A 19,313-nucleotide genomic window follows, 5' to 3' on the forward strand; every position below is an offset into this window, starting at 1 on the left:
TATGAAATCGTTTAGATAATCGAAAAAAAGCACCGGGAAATTTTGAAAAGGATAAGCACAAAATCAACGAAAAACATCCGAAGGTGCCAAAGTACTTTTATTACGTTCAGCATCTACATCCGGTTGGAATAAACCGACTGAAATTCTAACTTTAGCACCACTAAATCAAAAACCTATGAGTACGCCTTTCCTTTTGTTTATTATATTTTCGGCGGTAGCACTGCTTCTTTTCCTGGTACTGAAATTCAAGATCAGCGCTTTTATTTCCCTGCTGATCACAGCCATCTATGTTGGAATTATTTCCGGAATGCCACTGAAAGACATTTCAACTTCCATACAAGAGGGAATGGCCGGAACATTGGGTTTTGTAGCTACGGTGGTGGGGCTGGGAGCCATTTTCGGACAAATGCTGGAAAGTTCGGGCGGAGCAGAAGCACTGGCGCACTACCTGGTCAAGAAATTTGGCACCGACCGTGCTTCGTGGGCCATGGTTATCACCGGGTTTATTGTGGCTATCCCGGTATTTTTTGACGTTGGTTTTATCATCCTCGTGCCAATTATTTATGCTTTGTCGCGCGACACAAAAAAATCACTTTTATACTACGGAATTCCCTTGCTGGCTGGTTTAGCTGCCACGCACAGTTTTATACCCCCCACTCCCGGACCGGTGGCTGTGGCCGATATTATTAATGTACAACTTGGCTGGGTGATTCTTTTTGGCGCCATTATCGGTTTTCCAACCGCAGTAATTGCTGGCCCGGTTTGGGGAAAATACATTTCAGGAAAAATATACCTCACGCCCCCGCCCGAACTGGAAGCCAACAATGAAAAATCGTACGATCCGAACGCGCTACCCTCCTTCCGGCTGATTGCCGCCATGATTGCGATCCCGTTGTTACTGATTCTTGTGAATACTTTTACCGGGCTTGCTGTTCAAAAAGAGATAATCGCCCCATCTGTCTGGACAGATTTGCTCGAATTTCTCGGACACCCCTTCACAGCCCTTATTATTGCGACACTGGCAGCTATCTACTTTCTGTGCATCCGTCGCGGAATGGACAGGCAGAAAATACTCGACCTAAGCACCAAAGCACTGGGCCCCGCAGGAATTATCATTCTGATAACGGGCGCGGGTGGCGTGCTCAAACAAATGCTGGTTGACAGCGGAATCGGAAAAATAATGGCCGAGTCCATGGCGAACTCAGCACTTCCGCCCATTGTGCTGGCCTGGTTGCTGGCAGCCGTTGTTCGTGTTACGCAAGGCTCTTCAACTGTTGCCATGATCACCGCCGCCGGAATTATTGCTCCCGTTCTCGAGGAATTTGCGTTAAGCGATCCGCACCGCGCACTGGTGGTGATTGCCATTGCTTCGGGCGCTACTTTGCTTTCGCACGTAAACGACAGCGGATTCTGGCTGGTCGGAAAATATTTCGGGATGAACGAAAAACAAACCCTCCGCTCGTGGACCGTCATGGAATCGATCATTGCCGTGTGCGGACTGATTTTTACCTTGCTGCTGAGTTTATTCTTCTAAATTTATACGAGAAAGAAGTTCAGAAACGCTCCCTTTTTAAGGGGAGCTCCCGACAGGGTGAGGGGTAAAAAAATAAACAAAATGCGCTACGAACAAATAAAACAAACCGCCCGAAAGTTAAGACACGAAGCTACTCCTGAAGAACGAAAGCTCTGGAGATACCTAAGACGCAATCAATTAAAGGGTAGGAAATTTCTACGACAACATGCCATTATATACGACTCCATCGGAGATGAGCATTTTTTCTATGTTCCTGATTTTTACTGTTTCAAAGAAAACCTGGCGATTGAACTAGATGGAAAGATTCACGAATTCAACAAAAAAAGGATCAGAGACGCGATGAAATTTTGAAAAACATGGGTATAAAAATACTTAGATTTAAAAACGCAGAACTCGATAATATGGACAAGGTTGTACAACGAATTATTTCAGCCTTTACTGCTTAATTTTCTCTCTCTCTACCCTTTTGTCTGTCGACATTTTCCCTTACAAGGGAAAAACGAAGAAAGTAAGAACACCATCTAATTACCTCATTGTCTGCAAGAAATAAATATCTCTAAGTAGATTCCATTCTAATAAGAATTTTTATAGTCTTGAAATTTCTAACTTCGACTCATGAAATTCGAATTCAAACATTTTTCGGAGCTTACAAACGAAGAGCTTTACGGTATTATGCAACTTCGGGCAGAAGTTTTTGTGGTGGAACAAAACTGTGTTTACAACGACCTGGACGGCCACGACAAAGAAGCCATTCACCAGTTTCTCAGAAAAGACGGAGTTGTGGTTGCCTGTTCCAGGCTTCTAAAACCCGGGTCACGGTTTAGCGATTATTCGATTGGGCGGGTAGTGGTAAAAGAGTCGGAACGGGGAACGGGCCTGGGAATTCAAATGATGGAGGAAGCCAAAGATTTCATGTTAAAGGAATGGAACGCTGAAAAAATAAAAATCAGCGCACAAAAATACCTGCAGAAATTTTACGAAGAGCTTGGATTTGTTGTAATCACGGAAGAATACCTGGAAGATGGGATTCCTCATTTCGGCATGTTGCTCGAATATAAAAAGCAGTAACCCAAATGGCGAAGAGCTTTTTCACCAGCCTATTTCTTCTTCTGCTCATCCCTTTGCACCCTAAAGCACAGGATGACCTTAACAACCGTATTTTTCGATTAACCTACAACCAGCACTACGACTCGGCCACCGTTCTGCTGACTTCCAATCAGCCAATCATCGATGCCTATTACTACGCAGTACTCGACATTGACCTGAGCTACTGGAAAAACGTAACCGGAACTGACACTCCCAACTACCCGGCGTTTGAGCAAACACTCACCAAATACAACCTTCGTTCGGTTGAAACCTTTGATCAAAAAGCAATTCAGCTGATCATGCTTTCTTACCAATTGCGTTATCAGCTAAAACGTTACCGGGTTTTTGACGCCATATTGACCCGGAAAAAGACATTGATTCTTTTCAACGAATTAAAGGACCGATCAACACTGCTTACTTCCGACCAGCAGGAACTATTTCGCTTATACAGTGCATTGATCCTGTATTTCGACAATTACCTGAAGCCATTTTTCATCGCCAATAAAAAGGAAAACAGAATTGCAGCGCTCACTGAAATGGAAAAACTCACCCATTCGGAAAACAACATCACGGCCACCCTTTCAACCTATTTTGTTGGAAAGATTTACCTGGATTATGAAAAAGAATTCAGAAAAGGAGCTCAGCATTTCCAAACACTTAGTGCCGATTATCCGGCCAACAACCGGTTTAAGAAATTATACGAAGACTGCCTCAGCAAAGCCGCCAATTAATCCCACAAAGCCAGATAAGTGTGATTTCGATGAAAGGTGCGCCGGTGACACTTGGGGCAGATCGCTTTTTTAAGGCGGTGAATATTGGTAAGTTTCAGACGCGATTTACATTGATTGCATCTGAATTCCGTTTTGTGCACCACCTCATCATCATCATAAACCGTTACTTCAATCTTGTCGTGCAACGTTTTACAGTGCGGACATTTATAAATCTGGAAACCGGCTTTTAAAAACAAGGGCCTGTTTTCCTGCGCCAGTTTTTGCAGCAAGCGATGGGTTTTATAGTGAAAGATCTGCAAAGGCTGCTTCAGATAGTCGCGTAAAGGCTGGGAATGGACCAAAAACCCGTGTCCCTGGTTAAAATTTTCCTCGTATCCACAGTGATCGCATTGATATGAATAAGCTTGCCCCATGCAACAGTGATTTTGCTAAAGTTAATCATTTTCAGATGGTTTAAAAACCTTTCAAAGCAACAGAAAGTAGTTTTATAACAGCATTTTGCAAGAACTTTTTTTATTTCTGTTTGTATTAATAGCAAAAGTTGAAAAATTATAACAATGAAAACAATTTTTGCACTTATGATACTACTATCGGTTTTTGCAACAAACGCTTCTTCGCAGGAGTTGAATCCGGGTGATATGGCCCCTGAATTCGTAACACTGGCCGACGACGGATCAAGTTGGGATCTGAAAGATTACGTTGGAAAAAAGTTCATCGTTGTGTATTTCTACCCCGCTGCAATGACAGGCGGCTGTACCAAACAGGCTTGTGCTTACCGTGATTTCAAAACTGAAATCTCCTCAGCCAATGCTGTTGTAGTGGGAGTTAGCGGCGACAATGTGGAAGGTCTGGCACTCTTCAAAAAAGCAAACGACCTGAATTTTACGCTTCTTTCGGACGCGGACGGCAGTATTGCCAAAAAATTCGGAGTTCCGACACGCGAAGGAGGCAGCATCACCCGCGAAATAGGCGGGCATGATTTTGACCTCGTCCGTGGAGTTACCGCCAGCAGATGGACATTTATCATCGATAAAGCAGGCAAAATCGTCTATAAAAACACCGAAGTAGATGCCACAAAAGACACCCAACAAATATTAGAATTCATTAAAAACAATTCTTAAATTAGCACTGATTTGCAGCCCTGCTTAAAGATTGTGATAATGAAGAAAATAATCTTTCTATTCTTAGTAAGCTTTGTGCTGATGTTTGCCAACGAAGCAAGATCCCAGGCAGTCGTAGATTTTTCAAAAACATTAACCTTGCAGATTCCACACCCCGACCGGGATAGTCCCAAGATCGAAATCGAGGCTCTTAGTTACACTACCGTTGTGTCGCCTTCGGGAAACATTACAAAAATTGCGCACTTCCAACTACCGGACGGTAATTTTCTAATCCCAAAAAACGGCATGAATTACATTGCATTGACACATCCGCTAACTTTCGATGACACTGGAAAAGCCATTGAATTTATGGTTGACGACAACGTAAAAATCAATAGCAAAGGTGAGTTTCGGGTAAGGTTCCACTCTAACGGAGCAGGAAATGTATTTCCAAACTGGACTTGGTAAAAGCTAATTTTATATTTAGATACCAAAGGGGCATTATTGCTCCTTTTTTTGTTCCGGACTTTCGGGTAAAAACTATCTTTGCGAAAAATTTTGGTTTTGGAAACCAACTCGTTTTTAAAATATTTCGAAGGGCATCCCGGCTTTTCAAAAATTGAAAAGAAGCTGCTTGCCCCCCCGGGTGAAAAAGTTCACCTGCAGGGGCTTATTGGCTCTGCCAAAACCATTTTGCTCGCCAAACTCTTTCAAAACACCGGAAAGAATTTTGTAGTTCTGCTTAACGACCGTGAAGAGGCAGCTTATTTCTACGACGATCTGAATAACCTGGGACTGTCGGACCAAATGCTGTTTTTTCCTTCTTCGTACAAACGCTCGGTGCAGTACGACCGGCCCGAACAGGAGAACATTGTTCAACGTACCGAAGTACTCAACCTTCTGTCGAAAAAAGAGAATTCGTATTTACTGGTTTCTTATCCCGAGGCTTTGGTTGAAAGGGTGATTTCGAACGAAGGCCTTGAAAACAATACCTTGCAGGTAAAAACCGGCGATAAACTCTCGATCGAATTTGTCAACGAGTTTTTGTATGAATATGGCTTTGAACGCGTTGATTTTGTGTACGAACCGGGGCAGTTTTCGGTGCGCGGAAGTATCGTCGATATTTTTTCGTTTTCGCACGAAGATCCGTATCGTGTCGATTTTTTTGGCGACGAAATTGACTCAATCCGCAGTTTCGACATCGAAAATCAGCTGTCAAAAAAACGGTTTGACAAAATAACGATTGTTCCCAATATCCAGGATTCGGAGATAGAAGGCAACCGGGTATCGCTGGTACAATTTATTCAGGACGATCCGTTTTGGTTTGGCAACGGCCTTCATATCTTTTTCGACCGTGTTTCGGATATTCACCGACAAACAATTATAAGCCGGGAAGAGGAGGATTTTTCAAGCCTGATAATTTCAGGAAACGAACTGGAGAAAGAATTTGCTTCTTTAAGCGTTTTTGACTTTGGCACCGATCTGGCTTTCACCCCGGCTGAAAAAATCAGTTTTTCCAACTCGGTTCAGCCCGTTTTCAATAAAAACTTTGAACTGCTGGGCGCCAACCTGGTGGAACATCAAAACAATGGGTACGAGCTTTTTATCTTGTCGAGCCAGGAAAAACAATTTGAGCGTTTACAGGCTATTTTCAAAGACACCAACGTTCGTGTTCGCTTTAATCCCATTCCCTTTGTTCTGCACGAGGGGTTTATCGACCACGACATAAAAGCATGTTTTTATACTGATCACCAAATATTTGAACGCTACCACCGCTTCAAACTCAAAACCCGCAAAGCACAGCGCGAAGCCATTTCGTTGCAGGAATTAAACAAGCTTCATCCCGGAGATTATGTGGTGCATATCGATCACGGAATCGGGAAATTTGCCGGGCTCGTAAAAACCGAAGTGAACGGCAAAATTCAGGAAGCCATCCGTTTGGTTTACCGCGATAACGATTCGCTGCTGGTGAGCATTCATTCGCTGCACCGCATTTCGAAATACAAGGGAAAAGACGGAGCAGAGCCCAACATCAACAAATTGGGAACAGGCGCCTGGCAAAAAATGAAAAACCGCACCAAGGCAAAAGTGAAAGACATTGCCAAGGAGCTGATTGCCTTGTACGCCAAACGCAGGGCTGAAGAAGGTTATGCGTTTTCGCCCGACTCATACCTGCAAACCGAGCTTGAAGCTTCGTTTATTTACGAAGATACACCCGACCAGGAAAAAGCAACGACTGCCGTAAAAAGCGACATGGAGAAAAGCATTCCGATGGATCGTCTGGTGTGCGGCGACGTGGGCTTTGGTAAAACAGAAGTGGCCATTCGGGCTGCTTTTAAGGCTGTGGCCGACAGCAAACAGGTGGCTGTTTTGGTCCCAACAACCATTCTGGCACTGCAGCATTTTAAAACATTCTCAGAGCGCTTGCAGGATTTCCCGGTGAAAATCGACTATGTAAGCCGTTTAAAATCCACGGCCGAGGTAAAAAATTCACTCAAAGAAGTAGCCGATGGCAAAACTGACATTATCATCGGTACGCACCGCCTGGTAAGCAAAGATGTGAAATTCAATGACCTTGGTCTGCTCATTGTTGACGAAGAACAAAAATTTGGCGTTTCGGTAAAAGAAAAGCTAAAGGAAATAAAAGTAAACGTTGATACACTGACGCTTACCGCGACCCCGATTCCGAGAACACTCCAGTTTTCGCTGATGGGAGCACGCGACCTTTCCATTATTCAAACACCGCCTCCCAACCGCTACCCCATCGTTACCGAGGCTCATGGCTTTAACGAGCAGATGATTCGCGAGGCCATTGAATTTGAACTCGACCGGAACGGACAGGTTTTTGTCATTCACAACCGCGTTCAGAACATTTTTGAAGTAGAAGATGCCATCAAACGAATTGTTCCCGGAGCGAAGACAGTGGTTGGTCACGGACAAATGGAAGGTCCGAAACTCGAAAAAGTAATGCTCGATTTTATCAATGGAAAATTCGACGTTTTAATTGCCACCACCATCATCGAGTCGGGACTTGATATTCCCAATGCCAATACCATCATTATCAACAACGCCCAAAACTTTGGATTGAGCGACCTGCACCAGCTGCGCGGGCGTGTTGGGAGATCGAATAAAAAAGCATTTTGCTACCTCATCACTCCTCCGCTGGCAACTTTGAGCCCCGAATCCAGAAGAAGAATTCAGGCCATTGAGCAGTTTTCGGAACTCGGCAGCGGCTTTAACATTGCCATGCAGGACCTCGACATTCGCGGCGCCGGAAACATGCTGGGAGCCGAACAAAGCGGTTTTATTGCCGATATTGGTTTTGAAACATATCACCGCATTCTGAACGAGGCCATCCAGGAATTGAAACAAGAAGAATTCAGCGAGCTGTTTGCCGAACAGGACGACAATCAGTCTCAGGCTTTCCTCAATATTAAATACGTGAACGACTGCGTGATCGATACCGACATGGAGTTGCTCTTCCCCAGCGATTACATCCCCGGAAACTCGGAAAGGATGATGTTGTACCGCGAACTCGACAACATCGAAAACCAGGAACAGCTGGAACAATACACAAAAGGACTGATCGACCGCTTTGGGACCCTGCCGGCCGAAAGCCGCGAACTGCTCGATGTGCTCCCCTTACGCTGGAAAGCCATCGATCTTAGCATGGAGAAGATCATTCTCAAAGAGAAGAAAATGATCTGCTATTTTGTTTCCGATCAGCGTTCCTCATTTTACCAGTCTGAACGGTTTATAAAAATTGTTCAGCATATTCAAAAGGGAAAAACAAAAGGAAAAATGAAGGAAGCCAACGGAAAACTCACACTTTCTTTTGCCAATGTCCCCAACATTGAAACAGCCGATTATATTCTAAAAGAGATAATTACAGACACCATTCCAACAAATTGAATGGGTAACAAAATTTTTTTTCTAAAAAAAACGTTATCCTTACGCAACCAAATCCAATTAGTCGCATCTGTGTAAACAGAGACTAAAAACAGAAGAAGAGTCTTATATTATTTGTTATTAAATTAAATCTTATTCAAATGATTACTATTCAGAAAATTGGAAAGTTATTTATGGTGTTCCTGATCGTAGCAGGGATGGCTTCGTGTAATGATGATGACGACAAGGCACCTTTTACAGTAATTGGCGAAACCGTGACACTTAAGAAAATGGTTGACGATACAGCCCGCTATGCGGTTGCTTATTATGCCTATGGAAACTACGCTATGACTTCAGCTGCAGTAAAATTTCCCTCAGGTGATTCAATTGCGCTAAGTGCCATGGAAGGTTACAAACAAACCTTTTACAAAGATCCAGCTTCAGCTGATTATTCAAAAGATACTCCGGAAGAAGGTACATTTACCTTTACTGTAGTTAACGAAGGAATCACACACACGGCAACTGACGAGTTGGAAGTGAAAAACTTTGACGTTCCAACCATCACCGAAGTTACTGCCAATACCGGCAATACTTCTATTACCGTTAAATGGGACAAAGTAACCAATGCCGACGGTTATGTGATCCGCTTAATGAATGATGAAGACGAAGTTGTTTTTATCAGCACGTTTATCCCTAATACTTCGGACAATTTTGTTATCAGCAGCAATACAGGGTTAAAAGAAACTCTTGAGTCTGGGAAAACGTACACAGTAGATTTGCAAGCGTTGCTATATGAAGATTCTGCAACTGCTTCTGATCGCGGCTGGAACGTTGAGATGATCTCAATTGCAAGTGAAGATGTTGTATACGCTAACAATTAGCATCAACCAATAGAGACTTAAACCAGCTGAATATCAGCTGGTTTTTTTATGCCCAAACTTACGCCTACTATTTTTTTAGTATTTTTATTATATCAATAGTTTTTCCGTATAATTTTAATTACTACATTTGTAGTAGAAATTAATAGAAGAATGAAGACACTTACAAAAGCAGAAGAGCAAATTATGCAGATCCTCTGGAAACTAAAAGAGGCAGTGGTAAAACAGGTGGTAGATGAATTTGAAGACCCAAAACCGGCCTATACCACTGTTGCTACCGTTTTAAAGGTGTTGGAGAAGAAAGGTTTTGTTCAGAGCAAAAAGGTAGGGAACGTAAATCTTTTTTTTACCGAGGTAAGTAAACAGGAGTATACAAAAGTTCAGTTCAGCTCCTTGCTAAAGAACTATTTTAACGGCTCTTTCCCGAAAATGGCCACTTTTTTTGCCAAAGAGAACAACCTGAGTCTTGAAGAGCTGGAAGAAATTATGAAGATAACGGAAGAAGAGATCAAAAAAGAGAAAGAAGAAAAGCCATGGAAACGCTATTAAGCTATTTAATCAGCGCCTCAGCCGGTATAGTTCTGTTTTATTCAGTGTACTGGCTGTTCCTCCGGAAAGAAACGTTTCACCAAGCCAACCGTTTTTTTCTTTTGGCGGCCTTGCTTACCTCAACACTCCTGCCTGTTTTTCCCTTGCAATATACGGTTTTGGCAGAAGCCGGTACCAACGCACCGGTTCGTACCATTGCCGATACGTTCAAAAACATCCCGGTTACAGAAGCTATTAACAACAATGGTACGGTTTTCAATTGGCAACACGTGCTTCTGGTTATATACCTCACCGGAGCTGCCATTTTCATGTTGCGCCTGCTCATACAAACGGGCGTGTTATTGTCACTGATGATCAAACACCGGATGAAATCATTCGAAGGTGTCAGAATTATTGAGAATGAGAAATACGGTCTACCGTTCTCGTTCTTCAACGTAATATTTATCAATCCGAAATTTCACACACAGGACGACCTGCCGGAAATTCTGGCTCACGAAAAAGTGCACATTCGTGAGAATCACTGGTTCGACCTGCTTTTTATAGAACTGTTAACAGTCATCTTTTGGTTCAACCCATTTATTTGGTTCTTTGAACGATCCATTAAACAAAACCATGAGTACCTGGCCGACAAAGGTGTTCTTGCGCAAGGACACACTGTAGCCCGCTACCAGGCTTTATTAGTAAACCAGTTAATGGGCATGCAGATTATTGGCATTACCAACAACCTGAACTTTGCTCTTAACGCAAATCGATTAAAAATGATGACGAAAAAGAAAACACCGCACATACGCGGAGTAAAATTCATGTGGGCACTACCTGCCCTTGCGCTCTTACTGTTTGCCTTTGCCGAGCCGGAATACCAAGTCACCGCCCAGGAAAAGGAGACCGGTGAAGTACAAGCAAGCAAGTTAATTTCACAAAAAACCATCAAACTAAATGGTACGATTGTGGATGAAAATGGTGACCCAGTACCCGGAACATCGGTAGTTGTTAAGGGAGGAACTGTTGGAACAGTAGTTGACAGAGATGGCACATTCTCACTGGATGTCCCGGAAAATGCAAGCATCGTTCTTTCTTTTGTCGGCAAGAAAACCATCGTGGATTCCTATGCTGAACTAACATCAGAAAAACAAAGAGACGGTTCATTTGCCAGAAAATACACACTAAAAGATGCTGTCATTGAAATTTACAACCGTTCTGCGGAAGGAGAACAGCTGGCTCCACCACCACCTCCTCCACCTGTAAAAGGAGCAAAAAGCTCCGGTAACGAATCGGCGCTGACACCACCGCCTCCACCACCACCTGCAAAAAGCGGAGAAACAGAAGTATTTATAGTAGTGGAAGACATGCCCCAATTCCCCGCCGGTTATGAAGCAATGCAGGATTACATTGCAAAAATGCAACAGAAAATAGCGCAGGAAAAAGGCGTAAAAGGAAAAGCAAAAGTTGCGTTTACCGTAAATGCTGCGGGTAAAGTTACCGACATCAAAGTAGTTGAAAAAGACAATGATGCCGCCGCAAAAGGAGCCATAGCAATAGCCTCCAACATGCCGGAATGGAAACCCGGGAAACAGCGAGGTAAAGCTGTTCCGGTAAAATACCTGCTTCCGGTTGAGTTCAAATAACAGAAAACAGGAAAAATAATTTTTCACCCGTTCTTTCACCCGTTGACTTAAAAGTCACCGGGTGAATTTTCGTTTAAAACAAGACCGAACTCCTTTCCCTTACTTCTGTTTACTAAACTCCCTCTTCTCAACCCGATTAAATCCAGACAAGAAGAGAACTCCCATTCTTCAGGTCGTTTCACCAATTTCCCATCTACCGGATTAGAGTGGATATAACTAAAACAAACTTGTGGATAGCTTTTCGTTGGATCTTCAATATTAATTACTGTTCCAAAATTCGAAGAAAACCATGCTGGAGTATTTTGAGAATTATCCGTTAAACATTTGGCTTTTGTGGACATCTGGAAAAGTGATCCAGTGCGATTCTCCTGATTATTTATCGCCCGAGTATATGACCGAAGCATTATAGCAATTGAGTGATTAAAATCTCTTTCGCTGCTAACAGCAGTTCCCCATTTTACACCAAATTTATCTTGACTCTCCCCCAGTACGCCATCAAACCTTAATTCTGTGATCTTCACATAAACCATTAAATGAAAATGATTCGGCATCAAACACCACGCTAAAACATCAGCATATGGCAAAATATGTTTCCTGATCTTTTCAAGGAAGAAAAGATAATTATCTCGTGTAAAGAATATGTTTTGTGAATTGTTTCCACGATTGTAAATATGATAAATGTGATTGGATTCAAAATACATAAACAATGGTTTTCTTACAAGTTACAAAACCTGCAAAAAAATAGTACACTATTCACGGGGTGAACTATAGTCGCCGTGAATATCCAATAAATCAATATTTTCCTTAATTTGGCTTGTCATTTCAGTAATTATGAACACTACGTTTTTCGAAACATCCGAACAATGGGAAAGCTGGCTGGAGCAAAACCACGACACCGAAACTGAATTGTGGTTGGTATACTTCAAAAAACATACAGGTGTTCCCGGAATTTCTTACGAAGAATCGGTTCAATCGGCTTTATGCTGGGGCTGGATCGATGGTTTGGTAAAAAAGCTGGATGAAGATCGCTATGCCCGAAAATTTACTCCCCGGAAAGAGAACAGTGTTTGGTCGGAATCCAACAAAAAGCGGGTGGCAGCATTGTTAAAAGAAGGGAGAATAAAACCTGTTGGTCTGAAGAAAATCGAAGCCGCCCAACAAAACGGCAATTGGGACAAAGTAAACACTCCTCCTGAAATAGACCTGACAATTCCGCAGGAACTTAAAGAAGAATTCGAGAAACATACAACAGCCGCAGCATATTTTAACGGGCTCAACAAAAGACACCAGAAGGAATACCTTCTCTGGATAAAAACCGCCAAACGACCGGAAACACGCGCAAGACGCGTAAAAGAATCGATCGAACTTCTGCTGCAAAAAAAGAATCTGGGGTTAAGATAACCACATATAAAACAATCATGATTCTGAGGAATCACCAACAGAAACGAAAGTTAAAATGTATGCTCCTATCCGGGATTTGTTTTTAATGTTTAATGCAGAATATCCAATCCGGAATATCCAATTTTCCAGATTTTGTTGGATATTTTACATTCAAAATTGAGAATTGGATATTTTTTAAGATTGACTTTCAGAAAAAAAGAAAGGTTGGTAGTGTACCAACCTTTTCTCAATCAACCTAAACCTAAACTAAACCAAAAACCAAACCACCTCTATGGTGAGTAATTTTTATCAATCTTAGTTATTATGAAACAACCGCTTACCCAAAAAGGTTTAAAGGGTGTTTCTATTTTTTTACTTTTAAAATATGCGATTCAAGACCCGGCAAAACGAGGTCAATATAGCCTTGCCCATTTTTAACCACCAGACGCAAGTCTTCCTTTCCACTCAGCTGATCCACGAGCGGATAAGTACCATCTTTCAGACGCCATGCGGCCACAGTTTCCGCATCCATTTTTAGCTGAAATGCATGTTCTGCCTCCTCAAAATTACTGACCACAATAAGCCGCTCATCACCTTTCCAGCGAACAAACGAAAACAACTTATCGGTGTAACCTTTGGTATTTTCCCGGTTGTAAGAATGAATCTCTTTGTACGCTCCCAGAAGCGCTTCCGAATGTGCTGAAAAGCTCAGTAAAGTCTTGTAAAAATCGTTTAAATATTTTTCTGAAGGACTTAATTGTCCGCCATCAAATTTTCCGTTGTTCATCCAGCGTTGGTGGGCCGGAACTCCGCAGTAATCAAAAATCGACGTTCGCGATTCGTCGCCAAAGCCCATATCTCCGTCACCCCGTTCGCCAACATTTTGCCCAAAATACAGCATGGTTGGAGAAGTGCTCATGCAGGTGGATACAACCATTGCCGGTTTTCCTTTTTCCGCTTTCCCGGCAAAAGGGGCACTGGCAATACGCTGTTCATCGTGGTTTTCCAGGAAATGCAACATATGATGCTCGATATCGGCCAGACCATCGTAAATAGCAGGAAGATGATCGGTGCTTCCGTGGCCTTGCATAATGTGTTTCAGCGTATCATACAGTTCCACCTTGTCGTACAGATAATCCATTTTCCCCTTGAAAATATAATCGCGGTACAAAGCCGGATTATAAACCTCGGCCAAAAGAAAAGCCTCCTTGTTTTTCATTTTGATGGCTGAGTTCATGTAACTCCAAAACTCAACCGGCACCATCTCAGCCATGTCGTAACGAAAACCATCTACGCCTTTATCGAGCCAAAACAGCGCAATATCTTTGAATTTCTCCCACGAATCCGCGACGTCCTTGTCTTTCCAGAATTCAAAATGCTCGCGATAATCCTTTTTATCAAAACCTTCAGGCAGAAGTTCAAAATCGTAGCTTCCATCCGGACGAACTCCGTAATTTACTTTTACGGTTTCGTACCAGTCGTAAAAATCGGGCTGAGCTTTTCGCGAACCGTTACCCGTCCATTTAGCCGGGTATTCATCAAACTTACCGTCTACCAGCGGGTGCTTTTCGCCACCCAAAGGCAAATAGCCATTTTTACTTTCGGGCACCTTAAAAGCTTCGCCCGGGATGTAGTAAAAATTGTTATCCCGTGCATATTCCACCGAAGTATCATCCTTCTCGCCAAAATCAGCCACACCTTCCGGCCTCGAAATCGACTGGTAGTTCCGAGCAACATGATTGGGAACAATATCTATGATCACTTTCATCCCGTGCTGATGTGTACGGTAGATAAGCGCTTCAAATTCTTCCATTCGTTTGGCCGGATCAACCGCCAGATCGGGGTCCACATTGTAGTAGTCTTTGATCGCATAAGGCGAACCGCCCCGGCCTTTTACCACATCCGGATCGTCGTTCGAGATGCCGTAAGCGGTGTAATCGCGAATCACATCGTGATGCGGAACGCCGGTATACCAGATATGGGTTACTCCCATCGATTTGATCTCGTCGAGCGCACGGTCGGTAAAATCGTTGAATTTACCAACCCCGTTCTCTTCCATCGTTCCCCACGGTTTATTGGTGGTGTTTGTATTTCCAAACAAGCGGGTAAAAACCTGGTAAACCACCTGTTTCCCCTTAGGAGCCGCCGGCTGATCTGTTTCTTGCTTTTGAGGAGATTGGCAGGCAGAGAACGCCCAAAAAATAAGTAGGATGGATAGTTTCTTCATAATAATGGAACGCTGATGAAGCAGATATAACTGACAACACAAATTACAACGGCGAAAACTTGTGTTATCAGTGTTCTTATTTGTCATCTTTTCAATTCAACAATAACCGCCGATTTTGCCGGAACAGTTACTTTACTGATATCTGAAATTTCCTTGCCGCTTATAATTTCTTTTCCTGAAGTATAACCATTTGTCACTTCTTTAAAGCGATCCGTAGCAATCGCTTTCTCTTCTGCATTTTTATTCAGAATGACCATCACCGCTTCGTTATCAGTATAACGGAAATAGGTATAAGTCCCGTTTTCAGGAATAAAATGCAGCAGTTTCCCGTCGTGAATCACATTGGCCGATTTGCGCCAGTTCTGAATGTTTGCCACGTATTTTTGCATGTCTTTGGCTGCATCGCTCAATCCTTCGCCGGTAAATGCATTAACCTTGTCGCCTTCCCAGCCACCGGGAAAATCAGCGCGGATATCGCCGTGCTCGCTTCCATCGTGTCGCATCAGTATTTCGGTTCCGTAATAAATCTGCGGAATTCCACGTGTGGTTAGAAAGAAAGCCACTCCCATTTTCAGCAGGTCGGCATCTTCTCCCACCTGCACATAAAAGCGCGACATATCGTGATTATCCGGAAAAATCGTCAGGTGAAACGGATCGGGATACAGAAAGTCGTTTGATAAAGCTTCGTAAACCTGGATTAACCCCGTATCCCAGGTTTCATCGTTTTTCAGACCACTGGCAACTGCACTCTGCAACGGAAAATCCATCATACTGGGCGCATGGTTTTTATATCCATCCTGGTTGTATTTCCCTTTTTGCCAGTAAGAAACAATGGCCGGATTCACACTCCATTCTTCACCAACGATATTAAAATTGGGATATTCTTCGAGCATTTCTTTGGTCCATTCGCTCATCATGTTTTTATCAGGATAAGGCCAGGTGTCTTGCCGGATGCCTTCCAGTCCCACATATTCTGTCCACCAAATGCTGTTTTGAATCAGGTACCGGGCAACAAAAGGATTCCGCTGGTTCAGGTCGGGCATGGCGGAAACAAACCATCCGTCAACCAGGGCGCTAATGTCAGCCTTCGAAGCATGTGGATCTTCGTGTACAGTCCGCCGGTGGTTGGTGATTTTCATTTCCGGGTAATTGTTGATCCAGTCTTTCATGGGCATATCGTGCATCCACCAGTGTTCCGAGCCGCAATGATTAAAAATCATGTCCATAATGAGCTTCATTCCCCGTTTGTCGAGCTCCTCATTTAATTCGCGGTATTCGTCGTTGCTGCCAAAGCGCGCATCTACCTTGTAAAAATCGGTTGTTGCATAACCGTGATAGGATGACTCGGGCATATCGTTTTCCAGCACCGGATTCAGCCAAACAGCGGTATAACCCAGGTTTTGCAGGTAATCGAGCGAGTTGATAATCCCACGAATATCACCTCCGTGACGTCCCCATTTATAGCTTCGGTCCAATCCTTCTTTCATACCCGGCACTTCGTCGTTACCCGGGTCTCCGTTCACAAAGCGGTCGGGAGTAATCAGGCAGATCACATCCGAAGAGTTAAATCCGGTACGGTTTGCTGAGTTTGCTTCCCGCTCCCACAACTCGTAGGAATAAGTGGCCACCAGCTTCTTCCCTTTTTTGAACTCTATGTTGAATTTTCCGGGTTCAACATTGCTTGCCAGCTTCAAATCTACAAACAGGTAATTTGGGTTTTCAACCTTGGTTACCGACTCCAACTCAACGCCCGGGTAACTTAGTGTTACGTCGGTTTGTGAAATATTTTCCCCGTGAATCAGCAGTTGAAGATGTGTTGTTTTCATTCCCACCCACCAGTTGGGCGGCTCTACGCGATCTAAATTCTGGGCACTGGCAACAAGTGCCAGCAATGATAAACAGAATGTTATAAATGGTTTCATCATGACGATTTTATGAATTTATCCGAGCCTTACCAGCTCTTCTTTTATATTTTTTGAAAGAACATTTGTGCTGTTCTTATGCTTACTTTTTAAACGCAGTTTCAGTTTTCCCTTTTATCAGCGATTCGTTTTCCCAAACCGTTACCGGCACATCCACATCCGAATGATTGATGACCGTAAAAAGATCCCGGTTCTTTTTCACCTCAAGATGAGCGCCTCCAAAGTTGACCCGAAAGCTGTAGGCATTCCATTTTTCAGGCAGAAATGGGCGGAAAGTGAGCTTCCCGGCTTTCACACGCATTCCTCCAAGCCCCATCACAAAAGCCATCCAGGTTCCTCCCATGCTGGTGATGTGCAACCCGTCTTCGGTGTCGTTGTTGTAATCATCCAGATCAAGTCGGGCAGTGCGCAGGTACATTTCGTACGACTTTTCGCTGTACCCGATTCGCGCCGCCAGAATGGAATGCACACAAGGCGAAAGCGAAGATTCATGAACCGTTAATGGCTCATAAAAGTCGAAATGCCGACGTAATTCTTCCTCGCTAAAATTCTCCTGAAACAGGTACAAACTCTGAAGCGTATCGGCTTGCTTTATGTACGGCGCCCTTAAAATGCGGTCCCACGACCATTTTTGGTTGATCGGCCGGTCTTTGGGCGAAAGTTCCGAAACCGGGGTGAGGTCTTTGTCCAGAAATCCGTCTTGCTGCAGGTAAATCCCCCGTTTTTCATCGCGCGGAAAATACATGTTCTGAATAATATCAGCCCAGCGTTCTGTTTCCTGAAGTTCATTGAATTTCCATTTCTGAATCAGCTCTTCAAACAAATACGGGTGTTCCGTTTTCAGGTATTCAATAACTTCCAGTGTATATTTTAAGGTCCACACAGCAATGTAGTTTGTGTGGAAATTGTTGTTCACGTTGTTCTCGTATTCGTTGGGGCCGGTCACTCCCAGCATTACATATTTCTGCTTGTCTTGCGACCAGTTAACGCGCTGGCTCCAAAACCGGCTGATTCCAAGCAATACCTCAAAGCCCTGGGGTGCCAGGTATTCCTTGTCGCCCGTGTAGTTCACATAATCGTAAACAGCGTAGGCAATAGCGCCATTCCGGTGAATTTCTTCAAAAGTAATTTCCCATTCGTTGTGGCATTCTTCGCCGTTAATGGTTACCATCGGGTAAAGCGCAGCACCGGACGTAAAACCGAGTTTCTCTGCATTTTCAATGGCTTTCTGCAGGTGTTTATGCCGGTAAATCAACAGGTTCCTCGACACAATCTGCGAAGCTGTACTCAGGTAAAACGGGAGACAATAGGCCTCAGTATCCCAATAAGTTACACCGCCGTATTTTTCGCCGGTAAATCCTTTCGGGCCGATGTTCAACCGTTCATCTTCACCCGAATACGTTTGATTCAGCTGAAAAATATTAAAGCGAATTCCCTGCTGGGCAGCCACGTCTCCTTCAATGCGAATATCGCTGGTTTCCCATTTCCCGAGCCAGTGGTTTTTGTGGCTTTCGAACAGCACATCAAATCCGGCGGATGCCGCCAACTCAATCGCTTCCTTTGCTTTGCGCACCAACTGCTCTTTTGAATAATACAGTGACGAAACCGTTGATGAAAGCTTTTCAACCACCAGCTCATCACCCTTATTTACCGCCACTTTCTGAGTGGCTTCTACATATTTTTCCTTGTTTTTATAAGTAATTTCGGTGTTTACCTTCTTTCCGTTTTGAGTTAGCTCGAACCACATTCCGGTACATACGTGAAATTCCGTTTTGAGCGTTTCAACGGTTAGGTAACCTTCCTGACCACCAATAGCGCGGGAAACTTCCACCCAAAATTTTTCATCGTAGTTCGAATCTTCGTTCTCCACATCACCATCCAGGTAAGGCGAAAATTCAATCTCGCCCGAAAAATTCAATGCTTTTACTGAATAGCGGATCGCCCCAATCTCTGTGGCATTGATGCTTACAAAACGATGCGAACTCACTTCTACCTGGTTCCCGTTTTTTAGTTCAGCAACAAAGCGGCGCGAGAGCAAACCATGTTGCATATCGAGCTCGCGGACAAACGAAAGCACCTTCGCTTTAGCCAGGTCCAGTTCTTCGCCATTAATCCGAACATTAATTCCAATCCAGTTCGTGGAGTTAATGATTTTGGCAAAATATTCCGGATAGCCGTTTTTCCACCAACCCACGCGGGTCTTGTCCGGATAATAGATTCCGGCCACATACGTTCCGTTCAGCGAATCGCCCGAGTACTTTTCCTCGAAATTGGCACGCTGCCCCATTTTCCCGTTTCCAATACTGAAAAGACTTTCAGAAATACGGTTGAAAGCAGGATTGAACCCTTCTTCTATAATTTTCCATTCGTGATGGATTATGTACTCCTTCATT

At 43.6% G+C, this 19,313-nt stretch carries 15 protein-coding genes and 1 pseudogene; 11 read left to right on the forward strand and 5 right to left on the reverse strand.

Annotated features, from left to right (window positions below):
* The first annotated feature begins 175 nt into the window (after positions 1-175).
* From D1614_RS08585 to D1614_RS08605, 4 genes and pseudogenes are all read left to right on the forward strand, one after another.
* Positions 176-1,534 (forward strand): GntP family permease, encoded by a 1,359-nt coding sequence (locus D1614_RS08585; RefSeq protein WP_119437505.1) that lies wholly within the window; start codon positions 176-178, stop codon positions 1,532-1,534.
* Positions 1,535-1,615: 81 nt separating this feature from the next.
* A pseudogene (locus D1614_RS26465) lies at positions 1,616-1,980 on the forward strand (endonuclease domain-containing protein).
* A gap of 169 nt (positions 1,981-2,149) precedes the next feature.
* On the forward strand, positions 2,150-2,602 hold the full coding sequence (locus tag D1614_RS08600) for a GNAT family N-acetyltransferase (RefSeq protein WP_119437508.1): 453 nt from the start codon (positions 2,150-2,152) through the stop codon (positions 2,600-2,602).
* Between the two features lie 5 nt (positions 2,603-2,607).
* Positions 2,608-3,351, forward strand: coding sequence for a hypothetical protein (locus D1614_RS08605; RefSeq protein WP_147384127.1), 744 nt, complete (start codon positions 2,608-2,610; stop codon positions 3,349-3,351).
* On the opposite strand, the gene D1614_RS08610 is transcribed toward D1614_RS08605, so the two are convergent.
* Positions 3,348-3,764, reverse strand: a complete 417-nt coding sequence (locus D1614_RS08610) for a zinc ribbon-containing protein (protein ID WP_119437510.1) — start codon at positions 3,762-3,764, stop codon at positions 3,348-3,350. The genes D1614_RS08605 and D1614_RS08610 overlap by 4 nt on opposite strands.
* A gap of 144 nt (positions 3,765-3,908) precedes the next feature.
* Between D1614_RS08610 and D1614_RS08615 the strand changes: the two genes are divergently transcribed.
* From D1614_RS08615 to D1614_RS08640, 6 genes are all read left to right on the forward strand, one after another.
* A complete protein-coding gene (locus tag D1614_RS08615) occupies positions 3,909-4,472 on the forward strand; it encodes a peroxiredoxin (protein WP_119437511.1) in 564 nt (187 codons plus the stop codon).
* A 39-nt stretch (positions 4,473-4,511) separates the two neighbouring features.
* Complete coding sequence (locus tag D1614_RS08620; RefSeq protein ID WP_147384129.1) at positions 4,512-4,919, forward strand: hypothetical protein; 408 nt, start codon at positions 4,512-4,514, stop codon at positions 4,917-4,919.
* A gap of 78 nt (positions 4,920-4,997) precedes the next feature.
* Positions 4,998-8,363, forward strand: a complete 3,366-nt coding sequence (mfd, locus tag D1614_RS08625) for a transcription-repair coupling factor (protein WP_119437513.1) — start codon at positions 4,998-5,000, stop codon at positions 8,361-8,363.
* A gap of 137 nt (positions 8,364-8,500) precedes the next feature.
* Positions 8,501-9,220: a fibronectin type III domain-containing protein gene (locus tag D1614_RS08630; protein ID WP_119437514.1), complete on the forward strand. Its 720-nt coding sequence runs from the start codon at positions 8,501-8,503 to the stop codon at positions 9,218-9,220.
* A 150-nt stretch (positions 9,221-9,370) separates the two neighbouring features.
* Positions 9,371-9,766 (forward strand): BlaI/MecI/CopY family transcriptional regulator, encoded by a 396-nt coding sequence (locus D1614_RS08635; protein WP_119437515.1) that lies wholly within the window; start codon positions 9,371-9,373, stop codon positions 9,764-9,766.
* Positions 9,751-11,391 (forward strand): M56 family metallopeptidase, encoded by a 1,641-nt coding sequence (locus D1614_RS08640; RefSeq protein WP_119437516.1) that lies wholly within the window; start codon positions 9,751-9,753, stop codon positions 11,389-11,391. The genes D1614_RS08635 and D1614_RS08640 overlap by 16 nt, the downstream gene beginning before the upstream one ends.
* 47 nt (positions 11,392-11,438) lie before the next feature.
* On the opposite strand, the gene D1614_RS08645 is transcribed toward D1614_RS08640, so the two are convergent.
* On the reverse strand, positions 11,439-12,092 hold the full coding sequence (locus D1614_RS08645) for a transposase (RefSeq protein WP_119437517.1): 654 nt from the start codon (positions 12,090-12,092) through the stop codon (positions 11,439-11,441).
* Positions 12,093-12,222: 130 nt separating this feature from the next.
* Between D1614_RS08645 and D1614_RS08650 the strand changes: the two genes are divergently transcribed.
* Positions 12,223-12,792 (forward strand): YdeI/OmpD-associated family protein, encoded by a 570-nt coding sequence (locus tag D1614_RS08650; RefSeq protein WP_119437518.1) that lies wholly within the window; start codon positions 12,223-12,225, stop codon positions 12,790-12,792.
* Between the two features lie 343 nt (positions 12,793-13,135).
* Here D1614_RS08650 and D1614_RS08655 read toward each other — a convergent pair whose 3' ends face one another.
* The 3 genes from D1614_RS08655 to D1614_RS08665 form a co-directional block, all read right to left on the reverse strand.
* Positions 13,136-14,998, reverse strand: a complete 1,863-nt coding sequence (locus tag D1614_RS08655) for an alpha-amylase family protein (RefSeq protein ID WP_119437519.1) — start codon at positions 14,996-14,998, stop codon at positions 13,136-13,138.
* An 83-nt stretch (positions 14,999-15,081) separates the two neighbouring features.
* Entirely contained in the window at positions 15,082-16,920 is a 1,839-nt protein-coding gene (locus tag D1614_RS08660; RefSeq protein WP_241558095.1) for a glycoside hydrolase family 13 protein, read from the reverse strand.
* 82 nt (positions 16,921-17,002) lie between these two features.
* On the reverse strand, positions 17,003-19,312 hold the full coding sequence (locus tag D1614_RS08665; RefSeq protein WP_119437521.1) for a family 65 glycosyl hydrolase domain-containing protein: 2,310 nt from the start codon (positions 19,310-19,312) through the stop codon (positions 17,003-17,005).
* Position 19,313: the final 1 nt, after the last annotated feature.

This window comes from Maribellus luteus (assembly GCF_003576475.1).
Classification (GTDB): domain Bacteria; phylum Bacteroidota; class Bacteroidia; order Bacteroidales; family Prolixibacteraceae; genus Draconibacterium; species Draconibacterium luteum.

Excerpts from the sequence above, each read along its gene's own strand:
- D1614_RS08585 (WP_119437505.1), top strand. The coding sequence starts at position 176 with ATGAGTACGCCTTTCCTTTTGTTTATTATATTTTCGGCGGTAGCACTG.
- D1614_RS08600 (WP_119437508.1), top strand. The coding sequence starts at position 2,150 with ATGAAATTCGAATTCAAACATTTTTCGGAGCTTACAAACGAAGAGCTT.
- D1614_RS08605 (WP_147384127.1), top strand. The coding sequence starts at position 2,608 with ATGGCGAAGAGCTTTTTCACCAGCCTATTTCTTCTTCTGCTCATCCCT.
- D1614_RS08610 (WP_119437510.1), bottom strand. The coding sequence starts at position 3,764 with ATGGGGCAAGCTTATTCATATCAATGCGATCACTGTGGATACGAGGAA.
- D1614_RS08615 (WP_119437511.1), top strand. The coding sequence starts at position 3,909 with ATGAAAACAATTTTTGCACTTATGATACTACTATCGGTTTTTGCAACA.
- D1614_RS08620 (WP_147384129.1), top strand. The coding sequence starts at position 4,512 with ATGAAGAAAATAATCTTTCTATTCTTAGTAAGCTTTGTGCTGATGTTT.
- D1614_RS08630 (WP_119437514.1), top strand. The coding sequence starts at position 8,501 with ATGATTACTATTCAGAAAATTGGAAAGTTATTTATGGTGTTCCTGATC.
- D1614_RS08635 (WP_119437515.1), top strand. The coding sequence starts at position 9,371 with ATGAAGACACTTACAAAAGCAGAAGAGCAAATTATGCAGATCCTCTGG.
- D1614_RS08640 (WP_119437516.1), top strand. The coding sequence starts at position 9,751 with ATGGAAACGCTATTAAGCTATTTAATCAGCGCCTCAGCCGGTATAGTT.
- D1614_RS08645 (WP_119437517.1), bottom strand. The coding sequence starts at position 12,092 with ATGTATTTTGAATCCAATCACATTTATCATATTTACAATCGTGGAAAC.
- D1614_RS08650 (WP_119437518.1), top strand. The coding sequence starts at position 12,223 with ATGAACACTACGTTTTTCGAAACATCCGAACAATGGGAAAGCTGGCTG.
- D1614_RS08655 (WP_119437519.1), bottom strand. The coding sequence starts at position 14,998 with ATGAAGAAACTATCCATCCTACTTATTTTTTGGGCGTTCTCTGCCTGC.
- D1614_RS08660 (WP_241558095.1), bottom strand. The coding sequence starts at position 16,920 with ATGAAACCATTTATAACATTCTGTTTATCATTGCTGGCACTTGTTGCC.
- D1614_RS08665 (WP_119437521.1), bottom strand. The coding sequence starts at position 19,312 with ATGAAGGAGTACATAATCCATCACGAATGGAAAATTATAGAAGAAGGG.